Annotated in this window: 9 protein-coding genes and 1 pseudogene; 8 read left to right on the top strand and 2 right to left on the bottom strand. The window is 40.0% G+C overall.

Features of this window, described 5'->3' with window-relative positions; genetic code table 11:
- Positions 1-186 precede the first annotated feature (186 nt).
- Genes MKY35_RS17600 through MKY35_RS17590 form a run of 3 tightly spaced genes read left to right on the top strand, consistent with a single transcriptional unit; the run spans position 187 to position 2,175 of the window.
- Positions 187-924, top strand: a complete 738-nt coding sequence (locus tag MKY35_RS17600) for a tRNA(His) guanylyltransferase Thg1 family protein (protein ID WP_342444365.1) — start codon at positions 187-189, stop codon at positions 922-924.
- A 2-nt stretch (positions 925-926) separates the two neighbouring features.
- A complete protein-coding gene (locus tag MKY35_RS17595) occupies positions 927-1,379 on the top strand; it encodes an AAA family ATPase (protein WP_342444364.1) in 453 nt (150 codons plus the stop codon).
- 10 nt (positions 1,380-1,389) lie between these two features.
- Complete coding sequence (locus MKY35_RS17590; protein ID WP_342444363.1) at positions 1,390-2,175, top strand: siderophore biosynthesis protein; 786 nt, start codon at positions 1,390-1,392, stop codon at positions 2,173-2,175.
- Positions 2,176-2,524: 349 nt separating this feature from the next.
- On the opposite strand, the gene MKY35_RS17585 is transcribed toward MKY35_RS17590, so the two are convergent.
- Positions 2,525-5,071 carry a diadenylate cyclase gene (locus MKY35_RS17585; protein WP_342426636.1) on the bottom strand — a complete coding sequence of 849 codons (2,547 nt, stop codon included), beginning with the start codon at positions 5,069-5,071 and terminating at the stop codon, positions 2,525-2,527.
- Positions 5,072-5,486: 415 nt separating this feature from the next.
- Entirely contained in the window at positions 5,487-5,705 is a 219-nt protein-coding gene (locus MKY35_RS17580) for a helix-turn-helix transcriptional regulator (RefSeq protein ID WP_043891115.1), read from the bottom strand.
- Between the two features lie 169 nt (positions 5,706-5,874).
- Between MKY35_RS17580 and MKY35_RS17575 the strand changes: the two genes are divergently transcribed.
- From MKY35_RS17575 to MKY35_RS17555, 5 genes and pseudogenes are all read left to right on the top strand, one after another.
- A complete protein-coding gene (locus tag MKY35_RS17575; RefSeq protein WP_307347214.1) occupies positions 5,875-6,522 on the top strand; it encodes a hypothetical protein in 648 nt (215 codons plus the stop codon).
- A gap of 757 nt (positions 6,523-7,279) precedes the next feature.
- Positions 7,280-8,498 (top strand): annotated as a pseudogene (locus tag MKY35_RS17570) (Ig-like domain-containing protein).
- A gap of 272 nt (positions 8,499-8,770) precedes the next feature.
- The gene (locus MKY35_RS17565; RefSeq protein ID WP_342444362.1) at positions 8,771-10,240 is read left to right on the top strand and encodes a hypothetical protein; all 1,470 of its coding nucleotides are present in this window, start codon (positions 8,771-8,773) and stop codon (positions 10,238-10,240) included.
- Positions 10,241-10,453: 213 nt separating this feature from the next.
- The gene (locus MKY35_RS17560; protein ID WP_342444361.1) at positions 10,454-11,332 is read left to right on the top strand and encodes a hypothetical protein; all 879 of its coding nucleotides are present in this window, start codon (positions 10,454-10,456) and stop codon (positions 11,330-11,332) included.
- 193 nt (positions 11,333-11,525) lie between these two features.
- Positions 11,526-16,112, top strand: coding sequence for a fibronectin type III domain-containing protein (locus tag MKY35_RS17555; protein ID WP_342444360.1), 4,587 nt, complete (start codon positions 11,526-11,528; stop codon positions 16,110-16,112).
- Positions 16,113-16,115: the final 3 nt, after the last annotated feature.

Here is a 16,115-nt window from a genome sequence, read left to right as displayed (position 1 = left end):
CGATGTCCTAACCCAAGCGACCAGCAGAAAAAAGACGGCAAGAAGCTGATTAAATCTTTGCTGTTTTCGGTCCTCCTGCACATACGAGGAGGGGCTTTTCTTCAAGAAAAGCTTGGCTATCCGTACCCCATGTCCCCCTGTACTGCGTACGTAAATCACGGATCATGAAAGGAACCTACATAGTTTATGAAAAAAAATGATTTTGGAAATAGGATGAAGGAATATGAAAATGCCTATAGATTAAGCCTACCACGCCGTTTACCCGTAATCATCAGAATTGATGGTGCGCATTTTCATACCTTTACACGTGGGATGACGAAACCTTTTGATGAGAAACTAATTTTTGCATTATGGGAGACATGTAAATATTTGGCCTATAACATTATGGGATGTAAACTGGTGTATCATCAGAGCGATGAAATTTCACTGCTTCTTACGAATGATGACAAATTAACGACGAAACCCTGGTTTGAAAATAATCTTCAAAAGATGGTGTCCATATCTGCTTCTCTGGCTACAGCCAAATTTAATGAGGAAATCCAAAAGGTTTACCCAGGTCAGCCTTTAGCCACTTTTGATGCGAGAGCTTGGGTTTTGCCTCAGGATGAGGTTACAAACTACTTCCTATGGAGACAACAAGATGCTACTAAAAACAGCATTTCTATGGTAGCTCAAGCCCATTTCAGGCATTCAGAACTAGTAGGATTGAACGGAAACCAGCTCCAAGACAAGCTTTTTGTGGAAAAAGGGATAAACTGGAACGATCTTCCGGTCTGGCAAAAGCGGGGAATTTGCATTACCAAACAACAGTACAACAAAGGCGAAGCACTCAGAAGCAAGTGGGATGTTGATCATGAGACACCGATTTTTTCGCAGAATAGAGATTATATTAACCAATATGTATACTTGGACAAGGATGTGTAGATTTGGAGTGTGTTATTTTTATAGGAATTCAGGCTTCGGGCAAGTCGACATTTTATAAAGAACATTTCTTCAAAACACATATGCGAATAAACCTTGATATGCTTAAAACACGGAATAGGGAAAATATTTATCTGCAGGCCTCCATCGAAACCATGCAGCGCTTTGTTGTAGACAATACAAATGCCACTGTTATCGAACGGAAGAAATATATCGATGCTTGTAAAAATAAGAGATTTAAAATTATTGGCTACTATTTTGAGCCCGATTTTGCAGAATCTATTAAGCGTAATGAGCAGCGCACAGGCAAAGAGTATATTCCTGAGATTGGTATTAAGAATGTAATGAGTAAACTGGAGGTTCCGAGCTACGAAGAAGGATTTGATGAACTCTATAGCGTGATTTCCATGGAAGGAACGTTTCAGATTAGAAGGCTGCCGGAAAACCATACAATATAGGGGGACTACCATGAACATACCTGAGAGATTCATCAAACGTTTTCCAGCATACGAGGACGTATTTGCCAGCGATCTTGAACATCATCGCAAGCATTTTCTGCCGATTTGCTCGATAAATCTTCAGTTTTTATTCCCGGAGCAAGATGAGTGGCTGCATTTTGTTTCCGTAAAAGAAATCTTCGAAGGCTGTGTGGGTGAAAATACTCAGGACTTTCATACCTCATATACCAAGCAAGATATGCTGGGATTCGATGTAATTGACGGCAAATACAAATTCGAAGCAGACTGGAATTATTTTAGTCTTCATCAGAAAGAGCAATTGGAAGCTACCTATGAAACGCTGAAATCAACCGGGGATAAAGCGTACCTACGTATGAAGAGGGAAGTCATGGCGTTGGACGGACTGGAGCAGGTGTACACAGCTAATGAACAAGATTACGAAGCTCGCAAAGCATTTTTCTTAGAAAATAATAAAATCTATCCTTATTCCTCCTTTGGAGAGGCCAAAAAGTCTGTGGAAGAGCTCACCCACGATTTTGAGGAAAAGCAATCCAGTGGTTGGGGGCTGAGTTACCCTGAAGTTAACGGAATTTTAGATGATATCGCTTTTCAGTCTGACAAGGCTCAAAGTTACATCAAGGAATATGATGAATCTCTGGAAGAGATGCTCCAGTTCGAGCAAACCAATCTGCTTCATGTGCCTAAGCGTCCCAATGGTGAGACTTTTACCTATACTGGTTCCTTAGCGTTTGGGGCGGATTCCGTCTATTTATTTTATGACCAATCTATAAGATAGTTACCTATATTATGAAACATTAACGCGGTGCCGTATTAAACAACATCAACATAAAATAGGCTGTGAGACTTTCTCGACAGCCTGACCACCTTTTAAGATGGTCTCACTAAGATTACATATGAAAGAGAGGGGAGTCGCCCCCCCTGTCACCGGATTCTCTTTAGGTCAGTATGGTTGTCTTCTTTGGCACACCCCAGGTGGAGATGTGATAGCGTATACTACTATAGGTTAGCCCCTACATCGGGTATATGGACGAATAGATGGTAGAAGCCTGAAGACAGATCTCCTAACCTCTCTTCCAATTCCATATTTTAGAACATTATACTTAAAGAGCTAGTATCACCAGAAGTTATTCATTGAAATAACTTTTCTCTAAGGTCCCTGCAACTTCAGGATTATTCTCTTGAAGAATTTGAAGATATTCTTTGAACTTATTACGTAATTCAATGCCTTCCTTGTTACTAGAATTCTTGATTTGATTGAATTTCATTAAAGCATTTTCAAATAAATAATTATTATTATTTAAAATCTCAAAAATTCCTTTTACATAATCTTCATCATGCTCTATTAGCTCGGCTGCTATTAAATCTTCTAGTGCTTCCTCCAACATCATTAAATTCAAGTAAGAACCAGCACGATTTGAATATAAGATATTACTCTGTGTATTAACCTCAATGGCTTTGGTGTAATCGGACATCGCTTTATAATAATAACTATTTTTTATTTCTTCCTTCTTCTCTAAATCCCCGAGGGACTCTAGAGATATCGCTCTGTTATTGTAATCGTGATGATTCAAATCAGCACTACTAGATGAATCCATGAAGCTGTCATAAACATTAATAGCTTTAATATAGTTAACTTTACGCTCCTTATCTTTATATTTATAGGTTCTTGCTAAGTAAAAATATGAATTTGCCATTTTCCTATAATAATTAACCGGAATGTAATTATTTCCTGACAAAGAAAGACCTCGCCCAGTATACTCAATTACTTTTTTGTAATTTTTTTTAGAGAAACACACTTCAGCCATCTTAAAATATAATTGATAGTCTATGTCCTTATATGAATTAAATTGTTCTTCTAGCTCCGCTAGCTCTTCTATATTGTATTCTCCAGATAAAGCATCTATTATTTGGTGGAATATTGTTTGAATCTGTTCTTCATTGTCAATCTCCGGAATTATATTAACCATTCCATCTTCAGATATAATTACAATTACGCATTTCTTGCTCGATTCTTTTAGTTTGTGCATATAACGAAGTGCAGAATTATACCTAGCACCTCTACTTGAATCTCCAATGTCTTCAGCAGCCTTCCCATCCAATATTACACCAATCGCATGACAATAGCCGTTGATATCAAAATAAATAGCACCATCTATTGACGTGATATATCTAATATATTTAGCATCAATTAATGTTGGTGTTACTAAGGTAGATTGCTTTTTTAGTTTCTTTAGTTCACTAACTGCTGTTTTATATTCCGTTATAACAACCATTGTACCGTGTTTTTGCTCCGTAGCTATGCTTACGATATCCTGCAAAAGACTGATACCCTTTAAATCCACAACCTCTTCTTGTTCTAAAAACTGGTGTCTCATTATTTTATTAAAACTATCAGGCTTGTACCCTTCATCCCCCAATATAGGGGTCTTAAACATAATGCTAATTAATTTCAAGGATCGAATTTCTAGCTTTTTTTCCGCTTTATAAATCTTTTTTCCATTATCTGTTGCAATGTACCCTTTTTCTAATGGTCTTTCTAATATAGAGACTAGTTGAAGAGTGGACCTAGAAAGGCCTTTAAATTCAATTTTGAAAAATTTATTTTCATTTAAATTATTCCAATTTATCTCTCCAAGACCATAAACATATTCATGATCTGATATTAAAAACAAATCATTTTTACAATTACTTATTTCTAAGAGCTTTCTAATTCTTTTTGAATCATCAAGTGAAACTAATTCTTCCTCAGAAAATCTAATTATAAATTTTATTATCTTAGTTTCAATTTCAAGTAAGTGACGTTTAAAAAATACAATGCAACCAAATGGATTACTGCCCTCATATGTTCTTGTTGATATGTCATCTATTTTTTCAAGAAAATTGTTTATGTAAAACTGTTTACTGCCCTCTTGATCAAAAGCAGACGACAGAGTCGTTATATTAGTCTCGTTTTGCATCAACACCTGTATTTTACTATAAAATAATCTTGTCACTCTCCTTATGAATTGAATACTATCCTCATTATACTTTCTATCAATCGATGAGTTATTATTTATCTTCAAGTATTTCCCTTTATTATCTTCGAAATAGTCATTAAAAAAATAATTCAATATCATCTTCAAAAAAGATATATCGGGAAATTCGCAAAAAAGCTCATATGTTTCTTTTTCAACATTTCTTAATTCCAGAATATATGTAACAGTGAACATTTCCTTACCACATTTTATTGTGAAATTGTTTGTGTAGAGAACCCTTGACTTTAATAGCTTACTGTTTGAATTGCTATTAATAGGTTCAATAAATGATTCACTACTAGACTCATTTATTGTTATTTCACTTCTTATTGACTCCGAATTAGGAGTAATTAACATACTCTTTTTTATATTTTCTAATAGATCTTCTGTATACTGCTTAGCATCTTCCATTTCTATATCCAGTTCTGTTGAAATATCTTCCACTTTATTTAATGTCTCTAGATTAATTTTAGTCTTCTCATGCTTCTTTTCAGAGAGGGTCTTTCTCATTCTCACAATACCCTTGATCTCCGATCCCTGATTTATTATTGCGTATGATTTGATGTTAGATTTGATACCTGCTTTTTTCAAGATACCGTCAAGACTGTTGTATACAATGCTATGAAACGTCGATAGTTCAGTTGTTGATCCTACCATTGCTGTATGCCTCCGATAAAATGATTTCAATAATTTTTCTATGTATGTTTATGGGTAATTCGATGTGATTTATAGTCGAAAAGAACTATCCATATTATTTTATTATATCGTATAAATAAGAGAATGGTAGGGTTTTTATGGTAAATTAATGTCGGAATTAAATTAATAGACCTGCTTTTTTAAAATATGCCACTAGAGAGAACTATTAGGGAGTGCAGATTGAAACTTGAAAGGTTCGACTCCCTATCAAAGTGAGGCGAGCCTTTCTTTGTCATATTTGAAAATAGAAAAGTAGATGTGGAGGACAAAGCGTAGGGGGGATGTACGAAAGGATTTGTTTGAAATGAAGAAGAGAAGCCCGATTATTAAATAGCTTCGTGGTGCTGAACTTTAGGGTACACCGAGTGTACAATAATCAGATCTTCTCTTCCTCAAACTGTAACAAAACGGATATATCTTTGATATCTAGAGCATGAGCAATTTTCTCAAGCATTAGAAGGTTTACTTCTTGTCGATCGCCACTGCTTAGTTTAGAAATTCTTGCTTGTGATACACCTGATAGTTCTTCTAATTGCTTTTGAGTTATGCCTTTTTCTTTGAGTACTTCTTTTAGCTTGATTCTAAGTTTTAACATTCATGATCCTCCATATATAGTTGACAAAATATGACCATAAGGTTATATTTATTTTATGACCCTAAGGTCATTAAAAGGAAATGGTTTTTTATCATCCTAAAGGGATGCTATAACATACCCTTAGCTTTGCTATTGCCATTTTACCAGATTTCAAAAGGAGGAAGATACCGTGACTACAAAATTCAAAGTGAATGAACAAGCAATCAAGGACATTGTACGTATGGGACCAGTTTGGGCGCAAAAAGGTGGAAATGGAGAAAACGAGCTACACTACTATTATATTATGGATGCTCTTAATCGCAAATGGCAAACCATTGGTATAAACGTCTCTGATGCTATCGAGGTGTTCGAAAAAGGACATAACGATACATGGACACGCATTTTGGAGCCAGCCCCATTTGATCCTACGCTGACCGCTAACGATTTAATTAACATGCTCCGTATCGGCCCTGATGCTTGGCATGTTCGTAATGCTATGCAAATCATACTGAATTCAGTGGAAAGGCGCAATGCATTCGTGAGTCGTCTCATCAATGTGAACAGAGAGGATATCTGTAAGCTTCTCTACACCATGAAAAATGAATATCTCCAACATAATCAGCTTTCAGACGAGGTATTTATACATATATACGGAATGAATCCCGTAGAAGCATTGTCTATTTATTTTTTGGAGTCGGTTGATATCCATATCCATTGGGAATGGCTTAATGCTGGTGGTACAAGCGAAAAGGCTATTCAGTATAAAAGAGAAGCTCCTTTCATGACGCTAACTCAGGCTATTGAGAGGGCTGAAGGGGAGAGGTATGCTTGTACCTAAAAATATTCTAACGTATTACATTTCTAAGTATAAAACAGGGCTTGACTGGATTGAAGATAGGAATAACCACACGGATATATAGCAGGTCAAATATAGTATGGGTTGCATTGTATATGGATTGCAAAATATAATAAATAAACTTGGTGCGAACCCCAAGAGCACATGAAAATCCCGGGTCCTTCGCACCTCGAAAATTGTCGAAAAGTATTGGAGCAGCTAACTATCCGTAAAAGTCAATAGCTGATTCAAGCTTATTGGGCATCAGTTTTTGCGACAATGTGTGGAAAACATATCCTATGGATATGAATTACTGCATTTTCGCTGTCGCACTCTATATGAGTGCGGCGGATTAAAATATCATCTGCCATCGTTTTAGCGGATAATGCTTTGGGTCGCACTCTACATGGGTGCGACGCATTAAAATCGCGAGCAATTGAAGATTTTACGACTACTTTACGTTGTTACTCTTTTTAAGGGAGTATGACGTATTCTCGCCAAGTATGGATACAAATCTTATTTAATCTGGCTCCCTTTTAAATCAGGAGAGCCTTTTTCGTCGAGGTTTTTATAGACAGAAAAAGCAGAAAAATAGAGGATCCTTCCATGATACTAATCCCGAGTATTAAAAAAATACCAAGACAGTATCTACCATTAAAGCAAGAATTGTTTTATGATAGAACTATACATCCTAGAATTTTCCTGTATATATTTGGGGAATAGCTGAATTTCTTTAACACATTTGAGAGGGGATTTCAGTATGAAAAGATTCAGAAAGGTGATTTCAGTTACACTAAGCTCAATGCTCCTGCTTTCATTCGGGATGACGGCGAACGCGAGTGCAAGCCCAGAGGTGAAGACGGATCAAGCGATTCAAATAGTTTCCAATGTGCAGCTAACAACTGATAAGGAAAGTGTTATTGAACAATTAACACACGCGGACAAGCCTGCCAGTATCACAGATTCGGTGTACACCATTACAGAAAATATTAACTTGGTGACACCACAGAAATCTGTATTGAAAAAGAGAGTTACCCCTTCGCTCAAAGCCAGCACAAAATCAGTATCAGCTAAAGCCGCAGCGACTGCGTCTACTGCTACATATTCCGGCACGATTACAGAAGAGGGAGGCACACAGTTTTTATATCCGATCTATTTGCAGCCGGGTGAATTGTTACAGGCTCAGTTGGATGGTCCATTTTCAGCCCAGCTTGACTGTGACTTATACCTGTATGAGTTTGATATGGCGAACTGTTAACGACAAAGGCTCCTCGATTAACTTCCGCACCATCCATTCCGCTTTAGACAACGATTGGTATCAAGTTACAGTACCGGACAGCCGTAATTATGATGTATTAAATGTGAAGCTGGACAGCACTTCGGAAAGCTATGGGTACAAAGCGGAAGTATATGCAGCTCTTACTGGCAATCAAATGGCGCTTCTGCCACAAACGAATCATAATGTTACCTTAAACACAGGGACCTACTATGTACGAGTGTACAGCACAAGTCAGTATTCAGCCGACCATTTGTATACATTATCGATTAAACAAGTGCTTCGAGCTGGCAAAATTGAAATTACCGGCTATAACTCCAATGGCTATTATGATTATCCGACGTATTCTTATGGTCGTCATTATCGTATTAATGGAGGCAGCAGTCTGATCGTGAACGGTGTTGTGAAAACAACAGATGGCCAACTGGTTCCCAATGCTCCTGTCACGGTCGTATGGCTGGATAAGAACTGGAGCGAGAGCAGCGGTAACCGTACGAGAACGGCTTCTACGTACACCGATGATAGCGGTAAATTCAGTGTGACCCTTTCTCTTCCACAATCGACAGGAAAAAATGTAGATTATACAAGTGAAATTGGTTCCACACACTACTATGATCTTACAGGAGTTGCCGCTCAGGTCGATGGAACTTCGATTAGTGCGACGGACATTGTTTATCTGTTTGCTTATAGTTTGAGAAATTAAGATATGCTTTAATGTAGTTTTGATTCATGAGAGTCGCTTTTTTTGAATGGTTAGCTGAGGCTTTCTATTTCTGAAAGAGCGACTTTTCATATTTATTCACCAAGAATAAGAAAATGGTCTTGTTTTCATAGATTAAAACCAGAAAATCTTTTGCATAATATATTCCAATAGAATCAAAGATGATTTATGATAGAGCCATACAGCCTAGAAATCACCCTGGTTTATCCGGGGATAGCGGGAATTCCTTAAACCATTTGAGAGGGGATTTCAGTATGAAGAGGTTCAAAAAGGCTATTGCAGTGATGTTAAGCATGATGCTCCTGTTTGCTTTCGGAATGACTGCGAATGCGAGTGAAAGTACGGAGGCTACATCGGATCAAGCGATTAAAGCAGAATCTGAGATTCAGCTAACAACTGACAATGAAGACGTGATTAAGCGTTTGACGCGGGCAGACAAGCCAGACAGCGTTACGTCTTCGGTTTATGTCATGCAAGAAAATCTCAACTTCAAGACACCAGAGACAACCTCATTGAAAAGGGAACCCGTTTCTTCGCTGAAAGCAAACTCAATAGCTGCTTCAGCCACAGCTTCTTCTGCTACGTATTCCGGCACGATTACGCAAGAGGGAGGCACACAATTTTTATATCCGATCTATTTGCAGCCTGGTGAACTGTTGCAGTCCCAGTTGGATGGTCCATTTTCAGCCCAGCTTGACTATGACTTATACTTATATGAGTTTGATATGACGACAGGGGACATTAATCCTAATGCCATTGACGCATCCACCTATGGTACTTATTTTAACAATTATGAACAGGGGGCTGCCTCACTTCCTGAAAACGTAGGAACCCGCAACGCTTCTGGAAATGAAAAGGCATATGCGATTGCTGTCCATGCCAAAAAAGGTTCCAGTATCAATGATCCTTTCTATCTAACGGTCGATACAAGTTCCAGCTACGATGCATATGAACCAGATGAGAGTGCTTTCCATGCCTACAACTTTACCTTTAGTACGGGCGGTTCATCGCTTAATTCACGCTCCATTCATTCAGGCATTGATAATGACTGGTACCAAGTTACGATCCCAGCCAGCCGCAATTATGACGCTTTGAACGTCAAGCTTGACAGTGTTTCGGACGGTTATGGCTACAAAGCGGAAGTCTACGGAGTCCTTACCGGAAACCAAATGGTGCTTTTGCCGCAAACGAACCATAATGTTAGCTTAAATACAGGAACCTACTATGTGCGAGTGTACACAACCAATCAGTATTCACCCAATCATTTGTACACACTTACACTGAAGCCGGTGCTTCGGGCTGGCAAAATTGAAATTACCGGCTATGATTCTGCTAATGGCCCTAATGATTATCCGAACTACTCATATGGTCGTCATTATCGGGTTAATCAACGCAGTAACCTTACCGTGAAGGGTGTAGTTAAGACAACTGATGGTTATCCAGTGGCAAATGCACCTGTTGATGTGACATGGTTGAATCAGAACTGGACTGAAGGCAGCGGGAATCGTACTCGTACAGGCACAGCTTATACGGACCAGAATGGAGCCTTTAGTGTGACTCTTTCCCTGCCATCTTCCACTGGAAGTATAGCGGAATACCTGTCTGGAGCCATCAGTTTTACACACTACTATGATCTATCAGGGGTAGCCGCTCAGGTGTCAGGTACTTCGATTATAGATACGGATATTGTATATCACTTTGCCTATAGTATTTATGGCGGTTGATAGATAGGTTATTAAGCTAACCCTTAAGGTAACTTGTTGCTTGAGTATTTTATATTTGAATCAAAAGTAGTTTGCTTCAATATTTGTTCATTTTTGGGACAAAGTATATATTCATTCCATATATGCTTTGTCCGATATATATAGAAACAGGGTCACATTACACTATACATACGCCTTAGATTGCCTGTTACAAACATGACAGGAGGAAATAGGATGAATTTTGGGCCTCTTAGAGCACAGCAAGCGATTCTTAATGCGAGTAGCTTACGGATCAATCCGACAAGTAAGCAAGTTCCATCATCCCAGCTTCATGAAGAAAAGGTCTCGGGATTCGTAGTTCAAGACTCCGTGGAGATCAGTGAAGCCGGCAGACAGTTGGCCGAAGGAGCTATTGTATCACAGGCTGCCAAGTATTTCGGTACAACCCAAATCAATGATTCATTAAACCGGGTTTTGGAAGGTCAGTCAGAAGAAGTGTCTAATGCAGTGTACAGTATGATTGAATCTAATTTTATCGTCGACGGAACAGTAACCGATGAGAGTCAGCGAGCTGTGCTGCTGGAGATGGGAGTTACCCAATCCAAGTATATTGCCGATCATTACATGGAAGGCGACAAGGCCAAAGAATTTCTGGAAACCATGAACCAGATCGCTGGTATTGCTTTAACACGATCCACTGATCCAGAGACCGGAGATATTAGCTACACGACTCCAATGGATCGTCCGTCAGGTGCTCCTGAGGATTATGTTAAGCTATCAGAAGTGATGAAGCAGGTCGATCCTCAAAAATATACGGCGTACATGAATGATATTAAAGGTGGAGGAAATGGGCTTGGCCAACTGTTAAATTTTGCGCAAAAGGTTCCTCAACATCCTGATTGGATTGAGAAATACAAGGAACGTATGGGACAGAATACAGAGTTGCTAAATAACACACCGTTAAACAATCGCTTTGACAAAGCGGATACGACATCAGCTTCTACTTTTATGAACAGCATGCAAAATCTTCTTAAGGAATCTTCCGCTACTCAGGATTCTTACATGCAGAATATGCGAGGATTTTTTCGGAGCTTAGGCGTTCAAGTTCATTAACACCCTTAAATAATTTGTCAGTTCTGTTTACATCCTGCTTGGAACGAAGTATAATAGCTTCAAAACATACTCGTGATATAGAGGAAGCACCTCAAACCTAGGCATTAACGCCTTCGTTTGAGGTGCTTTTTCTATTTTACTCGAAGCGAGTTTGTAAAACTCTTTGAAAATAAAATAAAGTAAGGAGAAGTGTATGTATCGAAAAAATAAGCGAAAGGTAAGGAAGTATAGGAAGTGGGTGTATGGATTTTTGGCTGTAGTCCTACTATTAACGATGATTCCCATATTTCCGGAAAGGGTATCCGCTGCTGCTCAGGAGATCATTGGAGGTCCTTTTTGCCAAAACAATTTGCCAGGTGGGGGAGACAGTTGGGGCTCTTGGTCAGGAAGTGGGATAGGAGCAACAGAAGTATACACTGGCACGGGTTCGGCGAGGTATAAATGTGATGGGACTACACAGCCGACAAATCGTTTTATTGATATTGGAAGATCTATTAAGGCTTCGGATTACAAGATTTTTGTTTATATTGAGGGGTCTTATCATACCGATATATATACGTCTAATGCCGCCGCAGGCGACAGTTGGAGGCCTAACGGAACGAATCTATATACATGGATTAATGTAAGGAAATTCTATGCTGATAGCTATTACCAGGGAAAATGGATAGATATCACCGACTCAATTACATTAAGGGATGTTCGCTATTTCAGAGCGATGGGAACTAACCAACAGACAAGTAATGAAATATCCAAGTTTGGGGTCCGTGTTATTCCCAAATCGGACCTCATGCCTAAACCACCCCAGATTCACGCAGACTCAGAGGGACAAGCTGTTACAGGGTGGACCAAAAAGCCTGTAACTGTGTGGATCGATGGAGATGTGGCTCCTGAAGGATTAAAATACTATGAATATAGTCTGAACGGAGGAGCATTTCAGCAATACACTGGGTCCTTCACTGTCTATGACCATGGTGTAAATACAATCTATGCCCGAACAGTGGACGTGAATAACCAGTATAGTGGCCTTTCTTCCGGGAATATCCGAATAGACAAGATGCCACCAACTCCCCCTAGCATAGAAGCAACAGGGAATAGTAATGACTATACGATTTCATTACAATCGGGTGTAGACGATTATTCTGGACTAGCCCATACTCAATTTCGTATGACAGGCGTTGTGAATCAGGATTGGCAGGATTATAGTGAAGCGTTTCATGTGAATAAAGATGGTAAAAGCACGGTACATGCACGCTCCATTGACAGCGTGGGTAATGTGAGCCGAGAAGTAAGCAAAGAAGTCACTATTGATAAAAAGGGACCGACTGCTCCTGTCATCCGGACTAGTGAAACAGGCCCAACGAACCGTGATGTGAATATTACCATTGATTCAGGAAGTGACCCTATAAATGGAATTAAGATGACACAGTATCGCTTGAGTCCATCTGGGGAGTGGTTGACCTACAAGGGTACTTTTACATTAAACGCAGAAGGAATTTACGAATTATCAGCACGGACGATCAATAATCTTGATGTGTCTAGTTCAATCGTGACTCAATCGGTTATGATTGATCGAACCAAGCCAACGCCTCCAAAAGTTACGTTTTCCGAGGTGACGATACCTACTCGATATACCAATAAGCCAGTTCAGTTTGCTCTATCGGGTGCGGCGGATACTACAGCAGTACATTATGAATATCAATTAGGTTCTGGCGCTTATGTGTCTGGTTCATCGGGAATATTAAAGGGTTCAGGGATCATACAATTGACTGCACAAGCTGTAGATGCAGCTGGAAATCGAAGCGATCCGGTGTCCGCGGTGTCTTATATTGATTTGGAACCACCGACGATCCAACTGACGCCGGATTCGCGTGAATGGAAAGATACTCATATTCCTGTAAGGATACGATATGCCGATCAGCATTCGGGGATTGAGTCATCCACAATGCAGTATAAAATCACGAACAGCCCTGATTCACCCGAAAACTGGGATGCTGCAGCCGATGCAACAATCCAGATGGATCTTTCAGATGAAGGTGAATGGTATGTTCATGCCAAGGTCAAAGACAGGGTGGGTAACACTTATGAAACAGTCAGCAGTGCACTTCGTATTCAAAAGCAGCCCCAGTCGGTAGTGCTTTCTGTGACATCTGTACGAAATACAGAAGCTGATTTGCAGTGGACACTCCCGTCGGGCCTTGATGATGGTTACGTCTATACAGTCCGAAATATAACAACTAATGAGGTTTGGGATGTTACGCATCCGACAAATTCTTTTACAGATAGAGGGCTACAAGGAGGACGGCAATACGAATATGAAGTGCGTTCTAGTAATCATGTAGGAGGCAATGCGTATTCCAATCGAGTCCGTGTATTAACGTTACCTGATGCTCCTGATCATATCCAGTTACGACCTGTCTCTCGTCATTCTACAGAAATCATGGCTGACTTTACGCCAGTTTCATCAGCTAACAGATATAATATTACAGCAGCAGACGTAAGTACGGGAGAAATCATATTTAAGGATACGGTTACACAGGATGTGTATAATCCAATTACGGGAATGAAGCCTGGTAAATATTACGATGTTTCTGTATCAGCTATGAATGACACTGGAGAGGGTACAGCAAAGCATGTATCTTTTCTAAGCCTACCAGACAGCCCGAACGGATTCCGGAATGTAACTGTAAGAGAAGATGGAATCGACTTGAAGTGGAATTCTGTAATCACTGCCACCTACTATGCCCTAGAACGTAATGAAGTATCGGTTTATAACGATGTGTATACAGAATTCACCGATACTGATCTTCAGGCGGGAACAGAGTATGGTTATAATGTTTCCGCTGAAAATGCAACAGGATTCGGAGACTTTGCTCATCTGGGAGTCATCACTTTACCTGATCGAGTAACTACATTATCGGGTGTGACAAAGGATGTGTATGCTATCGGTGTTGAGTGGCAGGATGTGCAGGGGGCTGAAGGATACATCTTGAATGTTAACGATGAACCGAAGGTGCGGGTTGCGCGTGGTATTCATTCTTATACTTTTGAGGGCTTGCCAGCGGGCAGGTCTGCCAATATTAAAATACGAGCCTACAATCGAAGTGGTACGGGTAAAGATACTTCTATCAACGCATTAACACTACCGATTTCGGCTGTACAACTTGCAACTGTAGATGTTCGCGAGCACGATGCCACATTGATATGGGCCCCGGTTGATGGGGCAATTCAATATAAGGTGACGATCAACGGTCAAGATTATTATAGTACGGAACCACGTGTGGTTATATCTGGTTTAACAGGTGGGAGAAACTATGATTTTCAAGTGAGCAGTGGGAACAGTAGTGGTTTCAGCCAGCCAGCGTTGGGTGAGCTGCTGACACGTCCTCCTGAAGTACAAAATGTTAATGTTACAGAACTTGAGGCTGGCCAGATTTCACTGACCTGGGATGAAATCAAGAGCGCTTATCAATATACTGTAACCCGTAAAGATACGGGGGAAGTTTTTAACACCAGAGATGCCCATATTAAGCTTTCAGGTATCCAGCCTGGTATGATTTACTCGTTTGGTATACAGGCCGTGAATACAACGGGGGCAGGTAATATAGCTCCGTTTACGTATCGCGCTTTGCCAGGTCAGATATCAGACAATAGATTGACTGTGAAAGAAGTAACAGATACCGATTTGGTTGTTACGTGGAAAGAAGCTCCGGGTGCAGATGCTTACAATGTCTACCAAAACGAGATGCTTATCGGTCATACGGCCACCCATGAATTTAAAGTAGATGGACTGGATAGTTCTACATTGTATCGTATTACCATCAAGCCATTGAACACAAGTGGTGAAGGTAAGCAGACAGAAGGTGAAGTGGAGACGCTGCCGTCTCCAGCATTTGCGTTTTCGAAGACGGAAACAACGAATAGTGAGTTTATTATCCATTGGGAATCTGACCATGAGAATGATATTTTCGTCCTCTCCAGTGAAGGAGGAACAGAGCTATATCGTGGTAAGGATCGAGGCTATATCTGGAGACAACTTAAAGAGAAGCAGTTGTATAGAGTTCAACTTTGGGCAGAAAATAGTCAAGGAAAACGCACAGAGGCAAAACAAGCGAATGGAAAAACAACGGGTAATACTGTGGACGCAGGTGGCGGAGCAGGAGGAGCGGAGAGTGTAAAACCGATTCAGCCTGTTATAAAGGAACCGATAGTAACAGAGCACATTCAAGATTCAACCGTTGAGAAGAAGCCAAATCATTTTAGTGACATTGATCGGATATTTAATAAAGAAAAAATAAATGTGCTTGCCAATTTGGGTGTAGTAAAGGGAACAACCCACACGCTATTTGAGCCGAACAGACCTGTAACGCGTATGGAGTTCACTTCTATGCTGGTCCGTTCCTTGAAATTACCGCTCGAAACGGATGTGACTTTAGGCTTCGAGGATATCAATCCATCGGCGTGGTACGTGGATCTGCTCAAAACGGCGATTAAAGATCAGGTCGCTCGCGGGTTTAGTAATAGAGAGTTTGGCCCAGATCGTGTCATTAACCGTGAGCAAGCGGCTAAAATGGTGAATAACATTATCAAAGCTACACCACAGCAAGAAAGCAGTGCATACTCGGATTCCTCTCAAATTGTAGAGTGGGCCAGAAAGGATGTACTTGGTCTAACCGAAATTAATTTAGTACAAGGATATCCAGATGGTAGCTTCCGTGCCAAGCAGGAGGTCACACGTGCAGAAGCAGCAGAGATGATTTATAACATGCTTCAAATGAAATAGAAT

It is taken from the genome of Paenibacillus sp. FSL L8-0638, from assembly GCF_038593075.1.
GTDB lineage: Bacteria > Bacillota > Bacilli > Paenibacillales > Paenibacillaceae > Paenibacillus > Paenibacillus polymyxa_D.
This window is presented reverse-complemented; position numbering and strand designations above follow the sequence as displayed.

Excerpts from the sequence above, each read along its gene's own strand:
- MKY35_RS17600 (WP_342444365.1), top strand. The coding sequence starts at position 187 with ATGAAAAAAAATGATTTTGGAAATAGGATGAAGGAATATGAAAATGCC.
- MKY35_RS17590 (WP_342444363.1), top strand. The coding sequence starts at position 1,390 with ATGAACATACCTGAGAGATTCATCAAACGTTTTCCAGCATACGAGGAC.
- MKY35_RS17585 (WP_342426636.1), bottom strand. The coding sequence starts at position 5,071 with ATGGTAGGATCAACAACTGAACTATCGACGTTTCATAGCATTGTATAC.
- MKY35_RS17580 (WP_043891115.1), bottom strand. The coding sequence starts at position 5,705 with ATGTTAAAACTTAGAATCAAGCTAAAAGAAGTACTCAAAGAAAAAGGC.
- MKY35_RS17565 (WP_342444362.1), top strand. The coding sequence starts at position 8,771 with ATGAAGAGGTTCAAAAAGGCTATTGCAGTGATGTTAAGCATGATGCTC.
- MKY35_RS17560 (WP_342444361.1), top strand. The coding sequence starts at position 10,454 with ATGAATTTTGGGCCTCTTAGAGCACAGCAAGCGATTCTTAATGCGAGT.
- MKY35_RS17555 (WP_342444360.1), top strand. The coding sequence starts at position 11,526 with ATGTATCGAAAAAATAAGCGAAAGGTAAGGAAGTATAGGAAGTGGGTG.